The organism is Microbacterium sp. NPDC055683 (genome assembly GCF_053617895.1).
This window is the reverse complement of record NZ_JBSHGQ010000013.1, coordinates 22,050-37,065: the sequence shown is the minus strand read 5'-3', so window position 1 is coordinate 37,065 and position 15,016 is coordinate 22,050. Positions and strand designations below refer to the sequence as shown.

Sequence of the window (15,016 nt, the reverse complement as noted above, 5' to 3'; positions counted from 1 at the left end):
TCCCGCCATCCCCACCCCACAGGAGTCCACGCCCATGAGCGTCACCGTCGCCGCCGTCGACCTCGGAGCCACGAGCGGACGGGTCATGCTCGGCCACGTCGGCCCCGACGAGCTGCGCCTCGAGGCGGTCGCCCGCTTCGCCAATACGCCCGTCGAGACGATCGACGGCCTGCACTGGAACATCCTCGAGCTCTACCGCTCGATCGTCGACGGGCTGCGCGCGGCCGGCCAGGCCGGCGAGGTGTCGTCGATCGGCATCGACTCCTGGGCCGTCGACTACGCGCTGCTCCGCGGCGGACGCATGCTCGGCACCCCGTACCACTACCGCGATGAGCGGACAGCCGCCGGCGTCGACGCCGTGCACGCCGTCGCGCCGTTCTCCGAGCTCTACGCCGAGAACGGGCTGCAGTTCCTCGCGTTCAACACGCTCTACCAGTACGCCGCCGACCGGATCGCCGGCGTGCTCGACCTCGCCGACGACGCGCTCCTCATCCCCGACCTCGTCGCCTACTGGCTCACGGGCGAGAAGGTCGCCGAGTCGACCAACGCGTCGACCACGGGTCTCCTGCGCGTCGACGGCTCGTCGTGGAACGCCCCTCTCGCCGAGAGCCTGGGCATCCCGTCGCGCCTCCTCCCCCGCCTCGTCCAGCCCGGCGAGCGCATCGGCGGCCTCCGCGACGCCGTGCGCACGGCCACGGGCCTCGATGCGCCCGTCGTCGCGGTCGGATCGCACGACACCGCCTCGGCCGTCGTCGCCATCCCCATGACCGACCCGGATGCGGCCTACATCAGTTGCGGCACATGGGGCCTCGTCGGCGTCGAGCTCGATGCGCCGGTGCTCACCGAGGAGAGCCGCGCCGCGAACTTCACGAACGAGGGCGGGGTCGACGGGCGCATCCGCTTCCTCCACAACGTCATGGGCCTGTGGCTGCTCTCCGAGTCGGTGCGCGCCTGGGAGCGCGAGTCGGGCGAGGCGATCGACCTGCCCGAGCTCCTCGCCCAGGCGGCCGCGGTCGAGGCCCCGCAGCCCGTCTTCGACGCCAACGACCCCGCGTTCACGGCACCCGGCGGCATGCCCCAGCGCATCGCGGCCTGGCTCGGCGAGCGGGGCCTGGCGGTGCCGCAGTCGCGCGCCGAGTTCGCCCGCTGCATCGTCGAGAGCCTCGCCGCGGCGTTCGCGGAGGCCGTGCACACGGCGTCGTCGCTCTCGGGAAAGCGCGTGAACGCCATCCACCTCGTCGGAGGCGGCTCGCTCAACACGCTCCTCTGCCAGCTGACGGCCGACCGCGCGGGGATCCCCGTGCTCGCGGGCCCCGTCGAGGCGACCGCGCTCGGCAACGTGCTCGTGCAGGCGCGCGCCCTGGGCGCGATCGAGGGGTCGCTCGAGGACCTCCGCGACCTCGTCGCGCGCACGACGTCGCCCGTCCGCTACGCTCCTCGGGCATGACGGGATACCCCGCGGCGCTCGACTGGGCGCGCCGCCACGTCGATGAGGGACGCATCCCGACAGCCGTGCTCGGCGTCGCCGACGCGTCGGGCGTGCAGGTGCTCGAGGCCTTCGGCGCGACGGATGGCCGTGCCGCGCGGGTCGACGACGCCTACCGCCTGTTCTCGATCACGAAGGTGCTCACGGGCCTCGCCGCGGCGCGCGCCGTGGAGCGCGGGCTGCTCACGCCGCAGACGCCGCTCGCCGCCGCCGTGCCCGAGACGGCGGCGCGCGAGGACGTCGTGCGCCTGTCGCACCTCGTGAGCCACACGTCGGGCCTCATCGAGCCGCCTCTCGATCCCGCGGAAGGTCTCGCGGCGGCCCTGCGTCGTCCGGGCCGCGACTTCGCCGTCGAGACCGCGTCGCGGTACTCGTCGATCGCGTTCGAGGGAGCGGCCGAGCTCATCCGCCATGCGACGGGGCGCTCGTGGGAGGACGAGGTGCGCGCCTTCGCCCCGGGGCTCGTGCTCGAAGAGGATGCCGACCCGCACGCCATCCCCGGCGTCGAGGCGAGCCTCGACCTGCCGCGCTTCGCGGCGTCGCGGCATCCCGGCGCGGGCGCGATCGGCACCGCCGGAGCCCTGCTCGAGCTGGGCTCGGCGCTCCTGCGCGGTGGAGGAGACGTCGTCCGCCCCGCGACGCTCGCGATGATGCGGCGACCGCTCACGACGGGCATCCCCCGCCTCGAGCCCTACCCCGCCGAGCGCGGGCAGGATTGGGGCTTCTCGTGGAATCTGCGCACCCGCGCCCCCGGCCTCATCGACCGCGACGTGTACGGGCACGGCGGATGGTCGGGAACCGAGTTCTGGGTGCATCCCTCGGCGGGCGTCGCGTGGGTCCTCCTCACGAACCGCGCGAACGGCCACGGGCTCGACGCCGACGAGCTCGACAACGCGGTGGTGTCAGGCGTCTGACCCGAACGCCTCGAGCGCCCGCCGGCTCGTGAACTCGCGCTCGGAGCCGTCGACGGGGTCGACGAACCGCAGCGCGCGGGCGAGCAGCTGCAGCGGCCGCGAGAAGTCGTCGATGTCGACGTCCTCGACGACGGGATAGATCGGGTCGTTCACGATCGGCCGCCCGATCCGGTTCATGTGCAGCCGGATCTGGTGCGTCTTCCCCGTGAAGGGCACGGCCCGGTAGCGCGCGAGGCCCCCGCGCTCCTCGATGACGTCGACGAGGGTGTGCGCATTGGGCGGTCGGTCGTCGTGCTCGAACGCCTGCATGACGCCGTGCTGCTTCGTGATGCACGAGCGCACGTGCATCGGCAGGTCGAGGTCGCCCGGTGCCGCCGCGACCGCCTCGTACTCCTTCCGCGGCACGCGCTCCTCGAACATGGTCTGGTACGGCCGCCGCCATCTCTGCTCCGTCGTGAGCAGCAGCACGCCCGCCGTGACCCGATCGAGGCGGTGCGCGGGCGAGAGCTCCGGCAGGCCGAGCATGCGGCGGGCGCGCACGACGACGCTCTGCTGCACATGCCGACCGCGCGGGATCGTCGCGAGAAAGTGCGGCTTGTCGACGACGACGATGCGCTCGTCCCGGTGCAGCACCTCGAGGGGGAACGGCACCTCCGCCTCCTCCCGCAGATCGCGGTGGAACCACACGAACATGTGCGGCGCGAACGGGGCGTCCGCGGGGATGGCCGCGCCCGTCTCGTCGACGAAGTCGCCGTCCGCGAGCATCTCGTCGATGCGCGCGGGCGCGAGCCGCGGCATCCGCTCGACGAGGTGGTCGCGCAGACCCTCGTGCGCGCTCGCGCGCGGCGTGCGCAGCCACGCGGCGTCGAGGCCGTGGCGCTGCGGCAAGGGGGATCGGGGCACCCCACGACGCTACCGGGCCGCATGCTATCCTGTGGTCAGACCACAGTGGTCTGACCACAGAGGAGACGTCATGGCCGACGAGCAGCGCGCCTGGGAGACCGTGCTCTCCCACCTCGAGCGCTCTCTCCGCGACGGCTCGCTCGCTCCGGGCGACCGGCTGCCCGGCGAGCGCGCCCTCGCGGCCGAGCTCGGCGTGGGCCGCTCGAGCGTGCGCGAGGCCATCCGCGTGCTCGAGGTGCTCGGTCTCGTGCGCACGTCGACGGGGTCCGGTCCCACCTCTGGCGCGATCATCATCGCGGTCCCGGGCGGCGGCATGTCTGCCCTCATGCGGCTCCAACTCGCGGCCACGGGATTCCCGGTCGCCGATGTCGTCGAGACCCGCCTCGTGCTCGAGGCACACGTCGCCGCGCACCTCGCGGGATCCTCCCCCGATCTGGCGGGGCCCGTCGCGCTGCTCGACGCCATGGACGACCCCTCGCTCACCCAGGCGGAGTTCCTCGCGCTCGATCAGGAGTTCCACCTCGCGCTCGCCGAGGCCTCCGGCAACCAGGTGGTCACGGCGACCATGGCCGGACTGCGCTCGGCCATCGAGTCGTACGTCACGGCGGGTGCTCTCGCGGCGGCGGACTGGACGTCCACGTGCGCCCGTCTGCGCGCCGAGCACCGGGGCATCCTCGCCGCCGTCGGCGCGCACGACGCAGAGGGCGCCCGCGACGCCGTCGTCGCCCACATCACGCGCTACTACGACCAGATCACCATCGAGAAGGAGCACCATGCTCAAGCGACAGCTGCCGAACCCCGCTGAGCTCCTCGAGCTCATGCAGTTCAAGAAGCCCGATCTCAACGGCAAGCGACGCCGGCTCGAGTCGGCGCTCACGACCTACGACCTGCGCACCATCGCGAAGCGCCGCACACCCGCCGCCGCCTTCGACTACACCGACGGCGCCGCCGAGGGCGAGTTCTCCATCACACGCGCCCGACAGGCCTTCGAGGACATCGAGTTCCACCCCGACATCCTGCGTCCGGCGGCGAACGTCGACACGTCGACGACCGTGCTCGACGGCCCGAGCGCGCTTCCCTTCGGCATCGCCCCGACCGGGTTCACGCGCCTCATGCAGACCGAGGGAGAGTACGCCGGCGCCGGCGCCGCCGCTGCCGCGGGCATCCCGTTCACGCTGTCGACGCTCGGCACGACCTCTATCGAGGACGTCAAGGCGACCAACCCGAACGGGCGCAACTGGTTCCAGCTCTACGTCATGCGCCAGCGCGAGATCTCGTACGGCCTCGTCGAGCGCGCGGCGGCCGCGGGCTTCGACACCCTCATGTTCACGGTCGACACGCCCGTCGCGGGCGCGCGCCTGCGCGACAAGCGCAACGGCTTCTCGATCCCGCCGCAGCTGTCGCTCGGCACCGTGATCAACGCCATCCCGCGCCCGTGGTGGTGGTTCGACTTCCTCACGATGCCGAAGCTCGAGTTCGCCTCGCTCTCGACGACGGGCGGCACGGTCGGCGACCTGCTCAACGCCGCGATGGACCCGACGATCTCGTACGACGACCTCGACGTCATCCGCTCGATGTGGCCGGGCAAGCTCGTCGTGAAGGGCGTGCAGAACGTGCCGGACGCGAAGAAGCTCATCGACCTCGGCGTCGACGGCATCGTCCTCTCCAACCACGGCGGCCGCCAGCTCGACCGCGCGCCGATCCCCTTCCACCTCCTGCCGAACGTCGTGCGCGAGGTCGGCAAGGACGCCACGGTCATGATCGACACGGGCATCATGAACGGCGCCGACATCGTCGCCTCTGTCGCTCTCGGCGCGAAGTTCACGCTCGTCGGCCGTGCGTACCTCTATGGCCTCATGGCCGGCGGCCGCGCGGGCGTGGACCGCATGATCGCGATCCTCCGCACCGAGATCGAGCGCACCATGGCGCTGCTGGGCGTCTCGACGCTCGACGAGCTCGAGCCGCGCCACGTCACGCAGCTCGCGCGCCTCGTGCCGGTCGCGCCGTCGCACGTCGCCGCCGCGGAGGCCGTGACGGCACGCTGAGCGCGGTCGCTCGCGCCGAGGTGCGAGCGGCAGTCGCCAGTCGCCAGTCGCCACTCGCCAGTGCGGATGTCGACCTCACCCGCGCTCGCCAGTGCGGATGTCAGGCAAAACGAGCCTTGCGACCCACATCCGCACTGGCGAAGCGGGGGTGGAGGCACATCGCGCTGAGCAGGCGCGTCGCCGACTACTCGCCAGTGCGGATGTCGACCCCACCCGCGCTCGCCAGTGCGGATGTCAGGCAAAACGAGCCTTGCGACCCACATCCGCACTGGCGAAGCGGGGGTGGAGGCACATCGCGCTGAGCAGGCGCGTCGCCGACTACTCGCCAGTGCGGATGTCGACCCCACCCGCACTCGCCAGTGCGGATGTCAGGCAAAACGGCCCTTGCGGCCTACATCCGCACTGGCGAAGCCCAGGACGGCAAAGCCCGGGACGGCGAAGCCCAGGACGGCGAAGCCCGGGACGGCGAAGTCGCGCTACCGTGAACGCATGGCGAAGGCGATCCATTACACCGAGTTCGGCGGGCCCGAGGTCCTCACCCTGGCGGAGGTCGACGCCCCGGCGCCGGACGCCGGCGAGGTCGCGATCCGGGTCGAGGCGGCGGGGGTGAATCCCATCGACGCGAAGCTGCGCTCCGGGTTGCGCGCGTCCGACCCCATCACGTCGCCGCGCCGCGTCGGAAGCGATGGCGCGGGGCACGTCACGGCCGTGGGCAAGGGCGTCGACGGCTTCCGAGTGGGCGATCCCGTCGCCTTCACCGGCACGACCGGGGCCTACGCGACGGATGTCGTGGGCCGCGCCGCCGATGTCGTCCTCCGCCCCGCAGGCGTCACGGCGGCGCAGGGCGCCGCGCTCGGCATCCCCGCCGGCACCGCCTACCAGTCGCTCCGCTCGCTCGGGGTCCGCGGCGACGACGTGCTCCTCGTGCACGGCGGATCCGGGGCCGTCGGCCAGGCGGCCATCCAGTTCGCGGTGCTCGCCGGCGCCCGCGTCATCGCGACGACGAGCGACGCCCGCGCCGACCGCGTACGCGGTCTCGGCGCCGAGCCCCTGGCGTACGGCGACGGGCTCGCCGACCGCGTGCGCGCGCTCATCCCGGATGGCCCCACCGTCGTCCTCGACGCCGTCGGCACCGACGAGGCGCTCGCGACATCGCTCGAGCTGCTCGCCGACCGCTCGCGCATCGCGACGATCGTGCAGGGGGCACGGGCAGCGCACCTCGGAATCCGCGCCTTCGGAGGCGGATCGCCGGAGCCGCTCTCGACACAGCAGCTGTCCTGGCGCGCCGAGGCCGTGCCCGTCGCGCTCGCCCTCCTCGCGGCCGGCCGTTTCAGCGTCGAGCTCGGCGAGGAGCTCCCCCTCGCCGAGGCGGCCCGCGCGCACGAGCTGCTCGCCGGCGGAGCGCGCGGCAAGATCGTCCTCGTTCCCTGACGTCCGCCCGTCACACGGCGTCATGAGGATTCCGGGCGCTCCCGCGGGCGCCGGGAGAATGGCATCATGACCCAGGCCGACGCCCCGACCGGATTCGCCACGACGCAGCTGCACGCCGGCTATACCCCGGGCACTCCCGAGTTCACGGTGGCGACGCCCGTCTACCAGTCGTCGGCGTACGCGTTCTCCTCCCTCACGGAGGCGCGCGAGAAGTTCGCGCTGCGGCAGAAGGGCTACATCTACAGCCGCAACAACAACCCGACGCAGGCCGTGCTCGAGCAGCGCGTCGCCCTGCTCGAGGGCGGCGTGGCGGCCGCGGCGGTCTCGTCGGGTCAGGCGGCCGTGGCGCTCGCCACCCTCGCGCTCCTCGGACGCGGCGGCCACGTCGTCGCCGCCAGCCAGCTCTACGGCGGCACGGTCGACCTCTTCGACGACACGTTCCGCGACTTCGGCCTCGACGTGACGTTCGTCGACCAGGACGATTTCGACGCGTGGCGCGCCGCCGTGCGCCCGACGACGCGCGCGTTCTTCGCGGAGTCCGTCGCGAACCCGATCGCCCAGGTGCTCGACGTCGCGTCGGTCGCCGAGATCGCCCATGAGGCGGGCGTGCCGCTCGTCATCGACAACACCGTCGCCACCCCGTACCTCCTGCGCCCCCGTGAGCACGGCGCCGACATCGTCGTTCACTCCGCGACGAAGTTCCTCGGCGGCCACGGCTCGTCGCTCGGCGGCGTCGTCGTCGACCTCGGCACGTTCGACTTCGCGGCCGCGCCGGAGAAGTGGCCCAACCTCTTCGTGCCGCACTGGCGCTACGGCGATGTGTCGCTCTGGGAGGCGTTCGGTCCGGAGCGGGCGTTCATCACGCTCGTGAAGTCGAAGCTCGTCGGCGACCTCGGCCCCGCCCTCTCCCCCTTCAACGCCTTCCAGCTCATCCAGGGACTCGAGACCCTCGACCTGCGGGTCGCACGCCACGTCGAGAACGCGAAGGCCGTCGCAGCGTTCCTCGACGCGCATCCCCGAGTCGGCGTCGTCTTCCATCCGTCCATCCCGACGAACCCGTGGAAGGGCGTCGCGCGGGAATACCTCCCGAAGGGCGCACCGAGCGTGTTCGCCTTCGAGCTCTCACCGAGCGACGAGGACGCCTTCACGCGCGTCGAGCGCGTCATCGACGGTCTGAAGACCATCCGCCTGGTCGCGAACATCGGCGACGCGCGGACGATCGTCGCGCACCCCGCGTCGATGACGCACAACCACATGACGCCCGACCAGCTCGCCGCGGCGGGGATCTCGGAGCGCACCATCCGGATCTCGGTCGGGCTCGAGGACGTCGCCGACATCCTCGCCGACCTCGACCAGGCGCTCGCGCTGGCCTGAGCGCCGACCGGCGCACTCGACGACCCCGCGGCTGCCCCCACGTCGCGCTTTTCCGGAGGAGATCGCGAGAAACCGCTTTCACGCGTATGCTCTCTCGCATGTCGCCTCACTCCGCGGGAGTCACCCTCGCCGACCGTGCCGTCAAGACCTCCCGCATCACGGGCATCCTCGAGCGCCGCGGGCTCGACGCCGTGCGCCTCACCTCGGGCGAGGCGCTCTCGTGGCTGTTCGACGGGGCGCGCACCTCGGTGCCGGTCGGCGGCGCCGCCGTGTTCTCGGCCTCCGTCGGACGTGACGGACAGGTGCGCGTGCGCGCGCTCCGGAACGAGGCGGAGCGCCTGGCCGCCGAGGAGCTGCCGGGCGCCGACATCGACGTCGTCGACTGGTTCGCTCCGCTCGACGCCATCGAGCCCGGCGAAGCGGCCGAGTCGGCCATCTCGGCGGAACTGCGCGCGGCTCGCGCGGCGCTCCTCCCCTCCGAGGTTCAGCGCTTCCGCGCCCTCGGCGCCGACGCCGCGGCCGCCCTCACGGAGGCGCTGAGCGGAGCGCACCCCGACGAGACGGAGTCCGCGCTCGCCGGCAGGCTCGCATCCGCCGTCTACGCGAGGGGCGCGGAGCCCGTCGTCGTCCTCGTCGCGGGCGCCGCGCGCTCGGGGGTGCAGCACCCCGTCCCCACCGCGCACCCCCTCGGCCGGCGCGCCATGGCCGTCGTGACCGCGAAGCGCCACGGTCTGCACGCGAGTGCCACGCGCTGGGTGCGCTTCGGCGGGGCCGAGCCGGAGGCCGCTGCGCGCATCCGCGAGGTCGAGGCCGAGGCCTGGGCGGCTACGCGCCCCGGACGCACCCTGGCGGACGTGCTCTCCGACATCGCCGCGGCGTACCTGCAGCACGGGTTCGGTCCCGATGCCTGGCTGCGCCACCACCAGGGCGGACCCACCGGCTATGCCGGCCGCGACCCGAAGGCCGCGCCGACCTCGCGGGAACGGGTCGACGTCGACCAGGCCTTCGCCTGGAATCCCTGGGCGCCAGGGGCGAAGGCCGAGGACACCGTGCTCGTGGGCGCCGCGGGGATCCAGGCGCTCACGATCGACCCCGCCTGGCCCACCACGGCGGTCCGCGGCATGGCGCGCCCGGCCGAGCTCGACCTCGGCTGATCGGCCGCGCACTGCCGATACGCTCGAAGCCATGACAGGCAAGCTGCGGATCTCCGACGTCGCGAAGCACGCGGGGGTCTCGCCGGCCACCGTCTCGCGCGTCATGAACGGGAACCCGAAGGTCGACCCCGGGCTCGTCGCGCGCGTGCAGGCCGCGGCGGAGGAGCTCGGCTACACGGCGAGCCCGCTCGCCCGCAGCCTCGCGCTCGGCAAGACGCAGACGATCACGGTGCTCGTCCCCGACCTCGGCAACCCGACCTTCCAGGGCGTGCTGCGCACGCTCAGCCGCTCGGCGGCCGCGGACGGCTACCACGTGCTCGTCGCCGACTCGGCCGAGGTCGCGGCCGACGAGGCGTCGCTCGCCGTCGACGCCAGACGGCGCACCGATGGCATCGTCCTCGTCGCCCCCCGCATGGCCGACGACGAGCTCGATGCGCTGCTCCCCCGCCTGTCGCCCGCCGTGCTCGTCAACCGCCCTCCCCACGAGGCCGCGCCCGTCGTCGCAGCCGACTACGCGGGCGGCCTCCGCGAGCTCATCGAGCACCTGCACGATCTCGGGCACCGGCACATCCTCTTCCTCGCCGGCGTCCCGGGGAGCGCCTCGAACGCGCGCCGTCTCGCCGCCATCGCCGGGGCGCGCGCGGAGCATCCCGATCTGACCCTCGACGAGGCCGCGTGCGGCACGGGATTCGCCGACGGAGCGGCGGCCGTCGACGCCGTGCGCGACTCCGGTGCGACCGCCGTGCTCGCCTACAACGACCTCGTCGCGATGGGCCTGCTCAGCTCCCTGCACGACGCCGGCATCGCCGTCCCCGCGGACGTCTCGGTGACGGGCTTCGACGGCATCCCGTTCGCCCCGTACACGACGCCGCCGCTCACGACGGCGGCCGTGCCGACCGACCGGATGGGCGAGCGCGCGTGGGCAGCGATGCGCGCTCTCCTCGACGGCGACGACGCGCCCGATCCCGAGGTCTTCGCCCCCGTCCTCGCGGTGCGCGGCAGCACGGCGCCCCCGCGCGTCTGATGGGCACAGCCTCACGCCGCTTGACGGCGGGACCGTGCGCCGTGGTATCGTGAGAAACCGCTTTCTTACCCGAAGGGACTCACCGATGAGCCAGCTCCGCTACGCCGTCGTCGGCACCGGGCATCGCGCGCAGATGTACGTCGACGCGATCACCGACACCTACCGCGACCGCGCGGCGCTCGTCGCCCTGTGCGAGCCCAACCCCGTGCGCGCCGCCGTGTACGTCGACCGCGTGGTCGCGAAGGGGTTGGACGCCCCGTCGGTCTGGACGCCCGAGCGGCTGGAGGAGATGATCGCGGCGGAGCGGATCGAGCGCGTCGTCATCTGCTCGCGCGACGACACGCACGCGGAGATGATCGTGCGCTCGCTGGATGCGGGCGCCGACGTCGTCGTGGAGAAGCCGCTCACGATCGACGCGGAGAGCGCCGCGCGCATCGAGGACGCCGTCGCCCGCACGGGTCGCCGGGTCGTCATCACGTTCAACTACCGCTACTCCCCCCGGAACTCGGCCCTGCGCGAGGTCATCCGCTCCGGCGGCATCGGCCGGGTCACCTCGATCGACTTCTCCTGGATGCTCGACACGAAGCACGGAGCGGACTACTTCCGCCGCTGGCACCGCGACAAGAAGAACTCCGGCGGACTGCTCGTGCACAAGTCGAGCCACCACTTCGACCTCGTCAACTGGTGGATCGCGAGCGAGCCGCGCCGCGTGTTCGCCTCCGGCGGCCTGCGGTTCTACGGCGCGGAGAACGCCGCCGCACGCGGCCTCGGCACCCGGCCGGAACGCGGCACCCACGAGGGCGCGCACGACGCGTTCGAGCTCGACCTGCGCGACGATCCGCGCCTCGCGCAGCTCTACCTCGAGGCGGAGCAGCACGACGGCTACCGCCGAGACCTCGACGTGTTCGGCGACGGCATCACGATCGAGGACAATCTCGCGCTCGTCGTCGACTACGCCTCGGGAGCGACGCTGAGCTACTCGCTCAACGCGCACTCGCCGTGGGAGGGCTACCGCGTCGCCGTGAACGGCACGGAGGGCCGCGCGGAGCTCGAGGTCGTCGAGCGCGGGTCCCTCGTCGTCGACGAGGGGCTCCACCCCGTCCTCGATCCGAGCCTGTCGGGAGGCGAGGCATCGACGCTGCGCCCCAGCGGCGAGCGGCTGATCGTGCAGCGGCACTGGGAGGAGCCCGTCGAGGTCGAGATCGTCACGGGCGAGGGCGGCCACGGCGGGGGCGACGCGCTCCTCCTGTCCGACGTCTTCGTCGGCCCGCAGGACGACCCGCTCGGACGCCCGGCCGACTGGACCGACGGCGTCCGCTCGATCGCGGTGGGCATCGCGGGCAACCGCTCCCTCGAGACCGGGCTGCCGGTGCGCGTGTCCGAGCTCGGCGTGGCCCTGCTCGCCCGCGACGCCGTCGCCCCGGACGGCCACGGCGTGCCAGCGGAGAGCCGGGCGTGACGCGCATCCTCGTCACGGGCGGCGCGGGCCGCCTCGGCCGCAGCCTCGTCGCCGGCCTCGCCGTGCGCGGGCATGAGCTCGTCTCGGTCGACCGCGACGTCTCCGACGCCCCCGAGCTCGCGGGCATCGCGCAGCTCGCCGCCGACCTGTCGGACGCGGACGCCGCAGCCGCGGTCATCGCCGAGAGCCGCCCGGAGGCGCTCATCCACCTCGCCGCGATCGCCGTGCCCTTCAGCGCCCCCGAGGACGTCATCATGCGCACCAACGCGGGCCTCGCGGTGTCGGTGCTCGGCGCCGCGGCCGCGGCCGGCGTGCCCAAGGTGGTCGCCGCATCGAGCCCGACCGTGCTCGGCTACGGCGCCCCCGCGGGCTGGCTCCCCGACCGGCTGCCGCTCGACGAGCGCACCCCGCCGCGGCCGTGGAACGCCTACGGACTGTCGAAGCTGCTCATCGAGCAGACCATCGGGATGCTGCAGCGCCAGACGGGCGACGCCGTGCGCTTCGCCGCGTTCCGCCCCTGTTACGTCATCGCGCCGGAGGAGTGGGCCGGCGCGCCCACGCAGCAGGGTCACACGGTCGTCGAACGGCTCGCCGATCCCGCTCTGTCGGCCCCGGCCGTCTTCAACTACGTCGACGCACGCGACGTGTCGTCGTTCGCCGACACGCTGCTCTCCGCGATGGACGACATCCCCAACGGCGAGGTGTTCTTCGTCGGCGCCGACGACGCGCTCGCGCGCGACCCGCTCGCCGAGCTCATGCCGCGGTTCTTCCCCGGCACCGAGCGGATGGCCGCCGAGCTCACCGGCACCCGCTCGGCGTTCTCCAACGCCAAGGCGCGCGAACTGCTCGGATGGCGGCCCCGGCACACCTGGCGCGAGGAGCTCGGCGAGACGGCCGCGGAGGAGCGCGTCGCATGACGGCCATCCGCTCGCTCGACGCGCGCCTCGAGCGCGTCGCGCTGACCAGTCCGTGGGCGGCCGACGTCACGAGCGTGGGCGTCGTCGCGACGCGCGTCGTGCTCTCCGACGGAACCGAGGGCCACGGCTTCTCCTGGACGCCGCAGATCGGAGCCGAGGCCGTGCACGCCCTGCTCGTGCATGACGTCGCGCCCGCCGCGGCCGGCCGGCCGGCCGATCCGCGCGAGGCCTGGGACGGGCTGTGGCGGCACCTGCACGAGGCGGGCGGCGGCGGGATCACGACGATCGCCCTGGCGGGGCTCGATCTCGCCCTCTGGGACGCCGCGGCGCGCGCCGCGGGGTCGACCGTGTCGGCGCTCATCGGCCGCCGGCGCGAGACCGTGCCCGCCTACGGCAGCGGGGTCAACCTGCACTACACCGAGGACGAGCTCGTCGCGCAGGTGCGCCGCTGGGTCGACGCGGGGTTCGGCGCGGTGAAGATCAAGGTCGGGAAGCCCGATCCCGCGGAGGACGCCGACCGGCTCGGCGCCGTGCGCGAGGTGCTGGGGGCCGATCGCGGGCTCATGATCGACGCGAACCAGCGCTGGGACCTCGACGCCGCCACCCGGGCGATGGAGCGGCTCGAGCCCTTCGCGCCGGACTGGATCGAGGAGCCGCTCCGTGCCGACGACCTGCCCGGTCATATCGAGCTGTCGCGGCGCATCGCCACCCCGATCGCCGTCGGCGAGAACCTCCACACCGTGTACCGGTTCGAGGAGTACCTGGCATCGGGGGCCATCCGCTTCGCGCAGCCGAACGTCGTGCGCGTCGGCGGCATCACGCCGTTCCTGCGCATCGCCGAGCGCGCGGAGGCGCACGGCGTGCAGGTGCACCCGCACCTGCTGCCGGAGCTCTCCGGTCAGCTCGCGCTGACCCTCCCCGGCCGTCCTCTCGCCGAGGACGTGGAGGACGCCGGCTTCGCCGCGCTCGGCGCACTCGACGGCCCGAGCCCCGTCCGCATCGCCGACGGCGCGCTCGCGGAGGAGCCGCACGACGGTCTGGGGCTGCTCTTCCGGCACCGCCCGCACGGCTGATCGGCCGCGATGTCGGGTCCGCTCAGGCCGGCGGATCCGCCAGCGGGTCGGCGAGCAGCGGCGCGAAGGCCGCCTCCGCCGCGCCGATGAGCAGGCGGTCCTCGGCGAGCGCGGCGGGGCGGATGACGAGGCCCTCGGCGGGCGCCGACAGCGCATGGGCGCGCACGGCGGCATCGAATCCATCGGCGTCCGCGGCGACGAGCATCCCGAGGAACCCGCCCAGCACGATGACCGACGGGTTCAGCACGTTGACGGCGTTCGCGAGCGCCGTCGCGAGGATGCGCCGCTGACGCTCCACCTCATCGGCGACGGCCGCCGAGGTGCTCGCCGCGAGCGCCGCGGCGAGGGTGGGATCGTCCGCCGAGACGAGACCGAGCGCGTGCAGCAGGCGCGCCCGGCTGACCTCGTCCTCCAGCGCGCCGTCGGGGGCGCGCCGGTCGGCGTCGTCGGGGATGCCGGGGCGGTTCTGCCCCCACTCCCCCGCGTACCCGCCCGCCCCGCCGATGGGCCGGCCGTCGAGGATGAGCCCGCCTCCGATTCCGGACGCCCCGCCGTTGAGGTAGACGGCGTTCTCGTGCCCCTCGGCGGCGCCGAACAGGTGCTCGGCGCGCGCACCCAGCGAGGCGTCGTTCCCGACCGCGACGCGCAGCCCGGTCGCCTCGTGCAGGAGCTCGCCGACGGCGGCGTCCCGCCACCGGAGATGCGGGGCGAGGCGGACGACGCCGTCGGCGGCACGCACGAGTCCGGGCACCGCGGCGCCGAGCCCGACGATCCGCTTGCCCGCGAGCTCGCGACCGCGCCATCCCTCGACGATGCGGGCGACGGCCGCCGCGGTCTCCTCGGGCGTGAGGAGGCGGTCGGACTCCTCGCGGACGCGCGCACGCACGACGCCGCTCAGCGCGATCGCGCCCACCTCGAGCGCGTCCACCTCGGGGTTCACGGCGATCGCGACGACGTCGTCGCTCGAGGCGACGATGGGCGAGGGGCGCCCGACGCGCTTCGTCTGGTCGGGTTCGCGCTCCTCGACGAGGCCCGCCTCGGCGAGCGCGGCGACGAGATCGGCGACCGTGGAGCGGTTGAGTCCCGTCGAGGCGGTGATGCGCGCCCGGGACTGCGCCCCCTCCTCGTGCACGAGCCGCAGCACCTCGCCGAGGTTGCGTCGCCGCACGCCCTCCACGCTCATCGCGCGATCCGCCATCTCGTTCCCTCCGCCGGATTTGTCGTTCCGATCACGAT

13 protein-coding genes are annotated in these 15,016 nt (G+C 73.5%); 11 read left to right on the top strand and 2 right to left on the bottom strand.

The annotated features are described in order from the left end of the window. The first annotated feature begins 34 nt into the window (after positions 1-34). Positions 35-1,447 carry a rhamnulokinase gene (locus tag ACWGPF_RS07170; RefSeq protein WP_452332208.1) on the top strand — a complete coding sequence of 471 codons (1,413 nt, stop codon included), beginning with the start codon at positions 35-37 and terminating at the stop codon, positions 1,445-1,447. Next, complete coding sequence (locus tag ACWGPF_RS07165) at positions 1,444-2,400, top strand: serine hydrolase domain-containing protein (RefSeq protein WP_452332171.1); 957 nt, start codon at positions 1,444-1,446, stop codon at positions 2,398-2,400. Before ACWGPF_RS07170 ends, ACWGPF_RS07165 begins: the two co-directional genes overlap by 4 nt. Here ACWGPF_RS07165 and ACWGPF_RS07160 read toward each other — a convergent pair. Further along, a complete protein-coding gene (locus ACWGPF_RS07160) occupies positions 2,389-3,303 on the bottom strand; it encodes a pseudouridine synthase (RefSeq protein ID WP_452332170.1) in 915 nt (304 codons plus the stop codon). The genes ACWGPF_RS07165 and ACWGPF_RS07160 overlap by 12 nt on opposite strands. Positions 3,304-3,373: 70 nt before the next feature. Between ACWGPF_RS07160 and ACWGPF_RS07155 the strand changes: the two genes are divergently transcribed. The 9 genes from ACWGPF_RS07155 (at position 3,374) to ACWGPF_RS07115 (ending at position 13,780) form a co-directional block, all read left to right on the top strand. Beyond that, the gene (locus tag ACWGPF_RS07155) at positions 3,374-4,108 is read left to right on the top strand and encodes a FadR/GntR family transcriptional regulator (RefSeq protein ID WP_452332169.1); all 735 of its coding nucleotides are present in this window, start codon (positions 3,374-3,376) and stop codon (positions 4,106-4,108) included. Beyond that, the gene (locus ACWGPF_RS07150; RefSeq protein ID WP_345436672.1) at positions 4,077-5,348 is read left to right on the top strand and encodes an alpha-hydroxy acid oxidase; all 1,272 of its coding nucleotides are present in this window, start codon (positions 4,077-4,079) and stop codon (positions 5,346-5,348) included. The genes ACWGPF_RS07155 and ACWGPF_RS07150 overlap by 32 nt, the downstream gene beginning before the upstream one ends. Positions 5,349-5,837: 489 nt before the next feature. Next, complete coding sequence (locus tag ACWGPF_RS07145) at positions 5,838-6,779, top strand: quinone oxidoreductase family protein (RefSeq protein ID WP_452332168.1); 942 nt, start codon at positions 5,838-5,840, stop codon at positions 6,777-6,779. Between the two features lie 66 nt (positions 6,780-6,845). Further along, the gene (locus ACWGPF_RS07140; RefSeq protein ID WP_452332167.1) at positions 6,846-8,153 is read left to right on the top strand and encodes an O-acetylhomoserine aminocarboxypropyltransferase/cysteine synthase family protein; all 1,308 of its coding nucleotides are present in this window, start codon (positions 6,846-6,848) and stop codon (positions 8,151-8,153) included. Between the two features lie 98 nt (positions 8,154-8,251). After that, positions 8,252-9,307: a M24 family metallopeptidase gene (locus tag ACWGPF_RS07135; protein ID WP_452332166.1), complete on the top strand. Its 1,056-nt coding sequence runs from the start codon at positions 8,252-8,254 to the stop codon at positions 9,305-9,307. 31 nt (positions 9,308-9,338) lie between these two features. Next, on the top strand, positions 9,339-10,331 hold the full coding sequence (locus ACWGPF_RS07130; protein ID WP_452332165.1) for a LacI family DNA-binding transcriptional regulator: 993 nt from the start codon (positions 9,339-9,341) through the stop codon (positions 10,329-10,331). 85 nt (positions 10,332-10,416) lie between these two features. Next, complete coding sequence (locus ACWGPF_RS07125; protein ID WP_452332164.1) at positions 10,417-11,790, top strand: Gfo/Idh/MocA family protein; 1,374 nt, start codon at positions 10,417-10,419, stop codon at positions 11,788-11,790. Continuing rightward, the gene (locus tag ACWGPF_RS07120) at positions 11,787-12,707 is read left to right on the top strand and encodes an NAD-dependent epimerase/dehydratase family protein (protein ID WP_452332163.1); all 921 of its coding nucleotides are present in this window, start codon (positions 11,787-11,789) and stop codon (positions 12,705-12,707) included. The genes ACWGPF_RS07125 and ACWGPF_RS07120 overlap by 4 nt, the downstream gene beginning before the upstream one ends. Then, positions 12,704-13,780 carry a mandelate racemase/muconate lactonizing enzyme family protein gene (locus ACWGPF_RS07115; protein WP_452332162.1) on the top strand — a complete coding sequence of 359 codons (1,077 nt, stop codon included), beginning with the start codon at positions 12,704-12,706 and terminating at the stop codon, positions 13,778-13,780. The genes ACWGPF_RS07120 and ACWGPF_RS07115 overlap by 4 nt, the downstream gene beginning before the upstream one ends. 22 nt (positions 13,781-13,802) lie before the next feature. On the opposite strand, the gene ACWGPF_RS07110 is transcribed toward ACWGPF_RS07115, so the two are convergent. Continuing rightward, the gene (locus ACWGPF_RS07110) at positions 13,803-14,963 is read right to left on the bottom strand and encodes an ROK family transcriptional regulator (protein ID WP_452332161.1); all 1,161 of its coding nucleotides are present in this window, start codon (positions 14,961-14,963) and stop codon (positions 13,803-13,805) included. Positions 14,964-15,016: the final 53 nt, after the last annotated feature.

Bases quoted from the DNA above. Each gene is read 5' to 3' on its own strand.
- ACWGPF_RS07170 (WP_452332208.1), top strand. From the start codon at position 35: ATGAGCGTCACCGTCGCCGCCGTCGACCTCGGAGCCACGAGCGGACGG.
- ACWGPF_RS07165 (WP_452332171.1), top strand. From the start codon at position 1,444: ATGACGGGATACCCCGCGGCGCTCGACTGGGCGCGCCGCCACGTCGAT.
- ACWGPF_RS07155 (WP_452332169.1), top strand. From the start codon at position 3,374: ATGGCCGACGAGCAGCGCGCCTGGGAGACCGTGCTCTCCCACCTCGAG.
- ACWGPF_RS07150 (WP_345436672.1), top strand. From the start codon at position 4,077: ATGCTCAAGCGACAGCTGCCGAACCCCGCTGAGCTCCTCGAGCTCATG.
- ACWGPF_RS07145 (WP_452332168.1), top strand. From the start codon at position 5,838: ATGGCGAAGGCGATCCATTACACCGAGTTCGGCGGGCCCGAGGTCCTC.
- ACWGPF_RS07140 (WP_452332167.1), top strand. From the start codon at position 6,846: ATGACCCAGGCCGACGCCCCGACCGGATTCGCCACGACGCAGCTGCAC.
- ACWGPF_RS07135 (WP_452332166.1), top strand. From the start codon at position 8,252: ATGTCGCCTCACTCCGCGGGAGTCACCCTCGCCGACCGTGCCGTCAAG.
- ACWGPF_RS07130 (WP_452332165.1), top strand. From the start codon at position 9,339: ATGACAGGCAAGCTGCGGATCTCCGACGTCGCGAAGCACGCGGGGGTC.
- ACWGPF_RS07125 (WP_452332164.1), top strand. From the start codon at position 10,417: ATGAGCCAGCTCCGCTACGCCGTCGTCGGCACCGGGCATCGCGCGCAG.
- ACWGPF_RS07115 (WP_452332162.1), top strand. From the start codon at position 12,704: ATGACGGCCATCCGCTCGCTCGACGCGCGCCTCGAGCGCGTCGCGCTG.
- ACWGPF_RS07110 (WP_452332161.1), bottom strand. From the start codon at position 14,963: ATGAGCGTGGAGGGCGTGCGGCGACGCAACCTCGGCGAGGTGCTGCGG.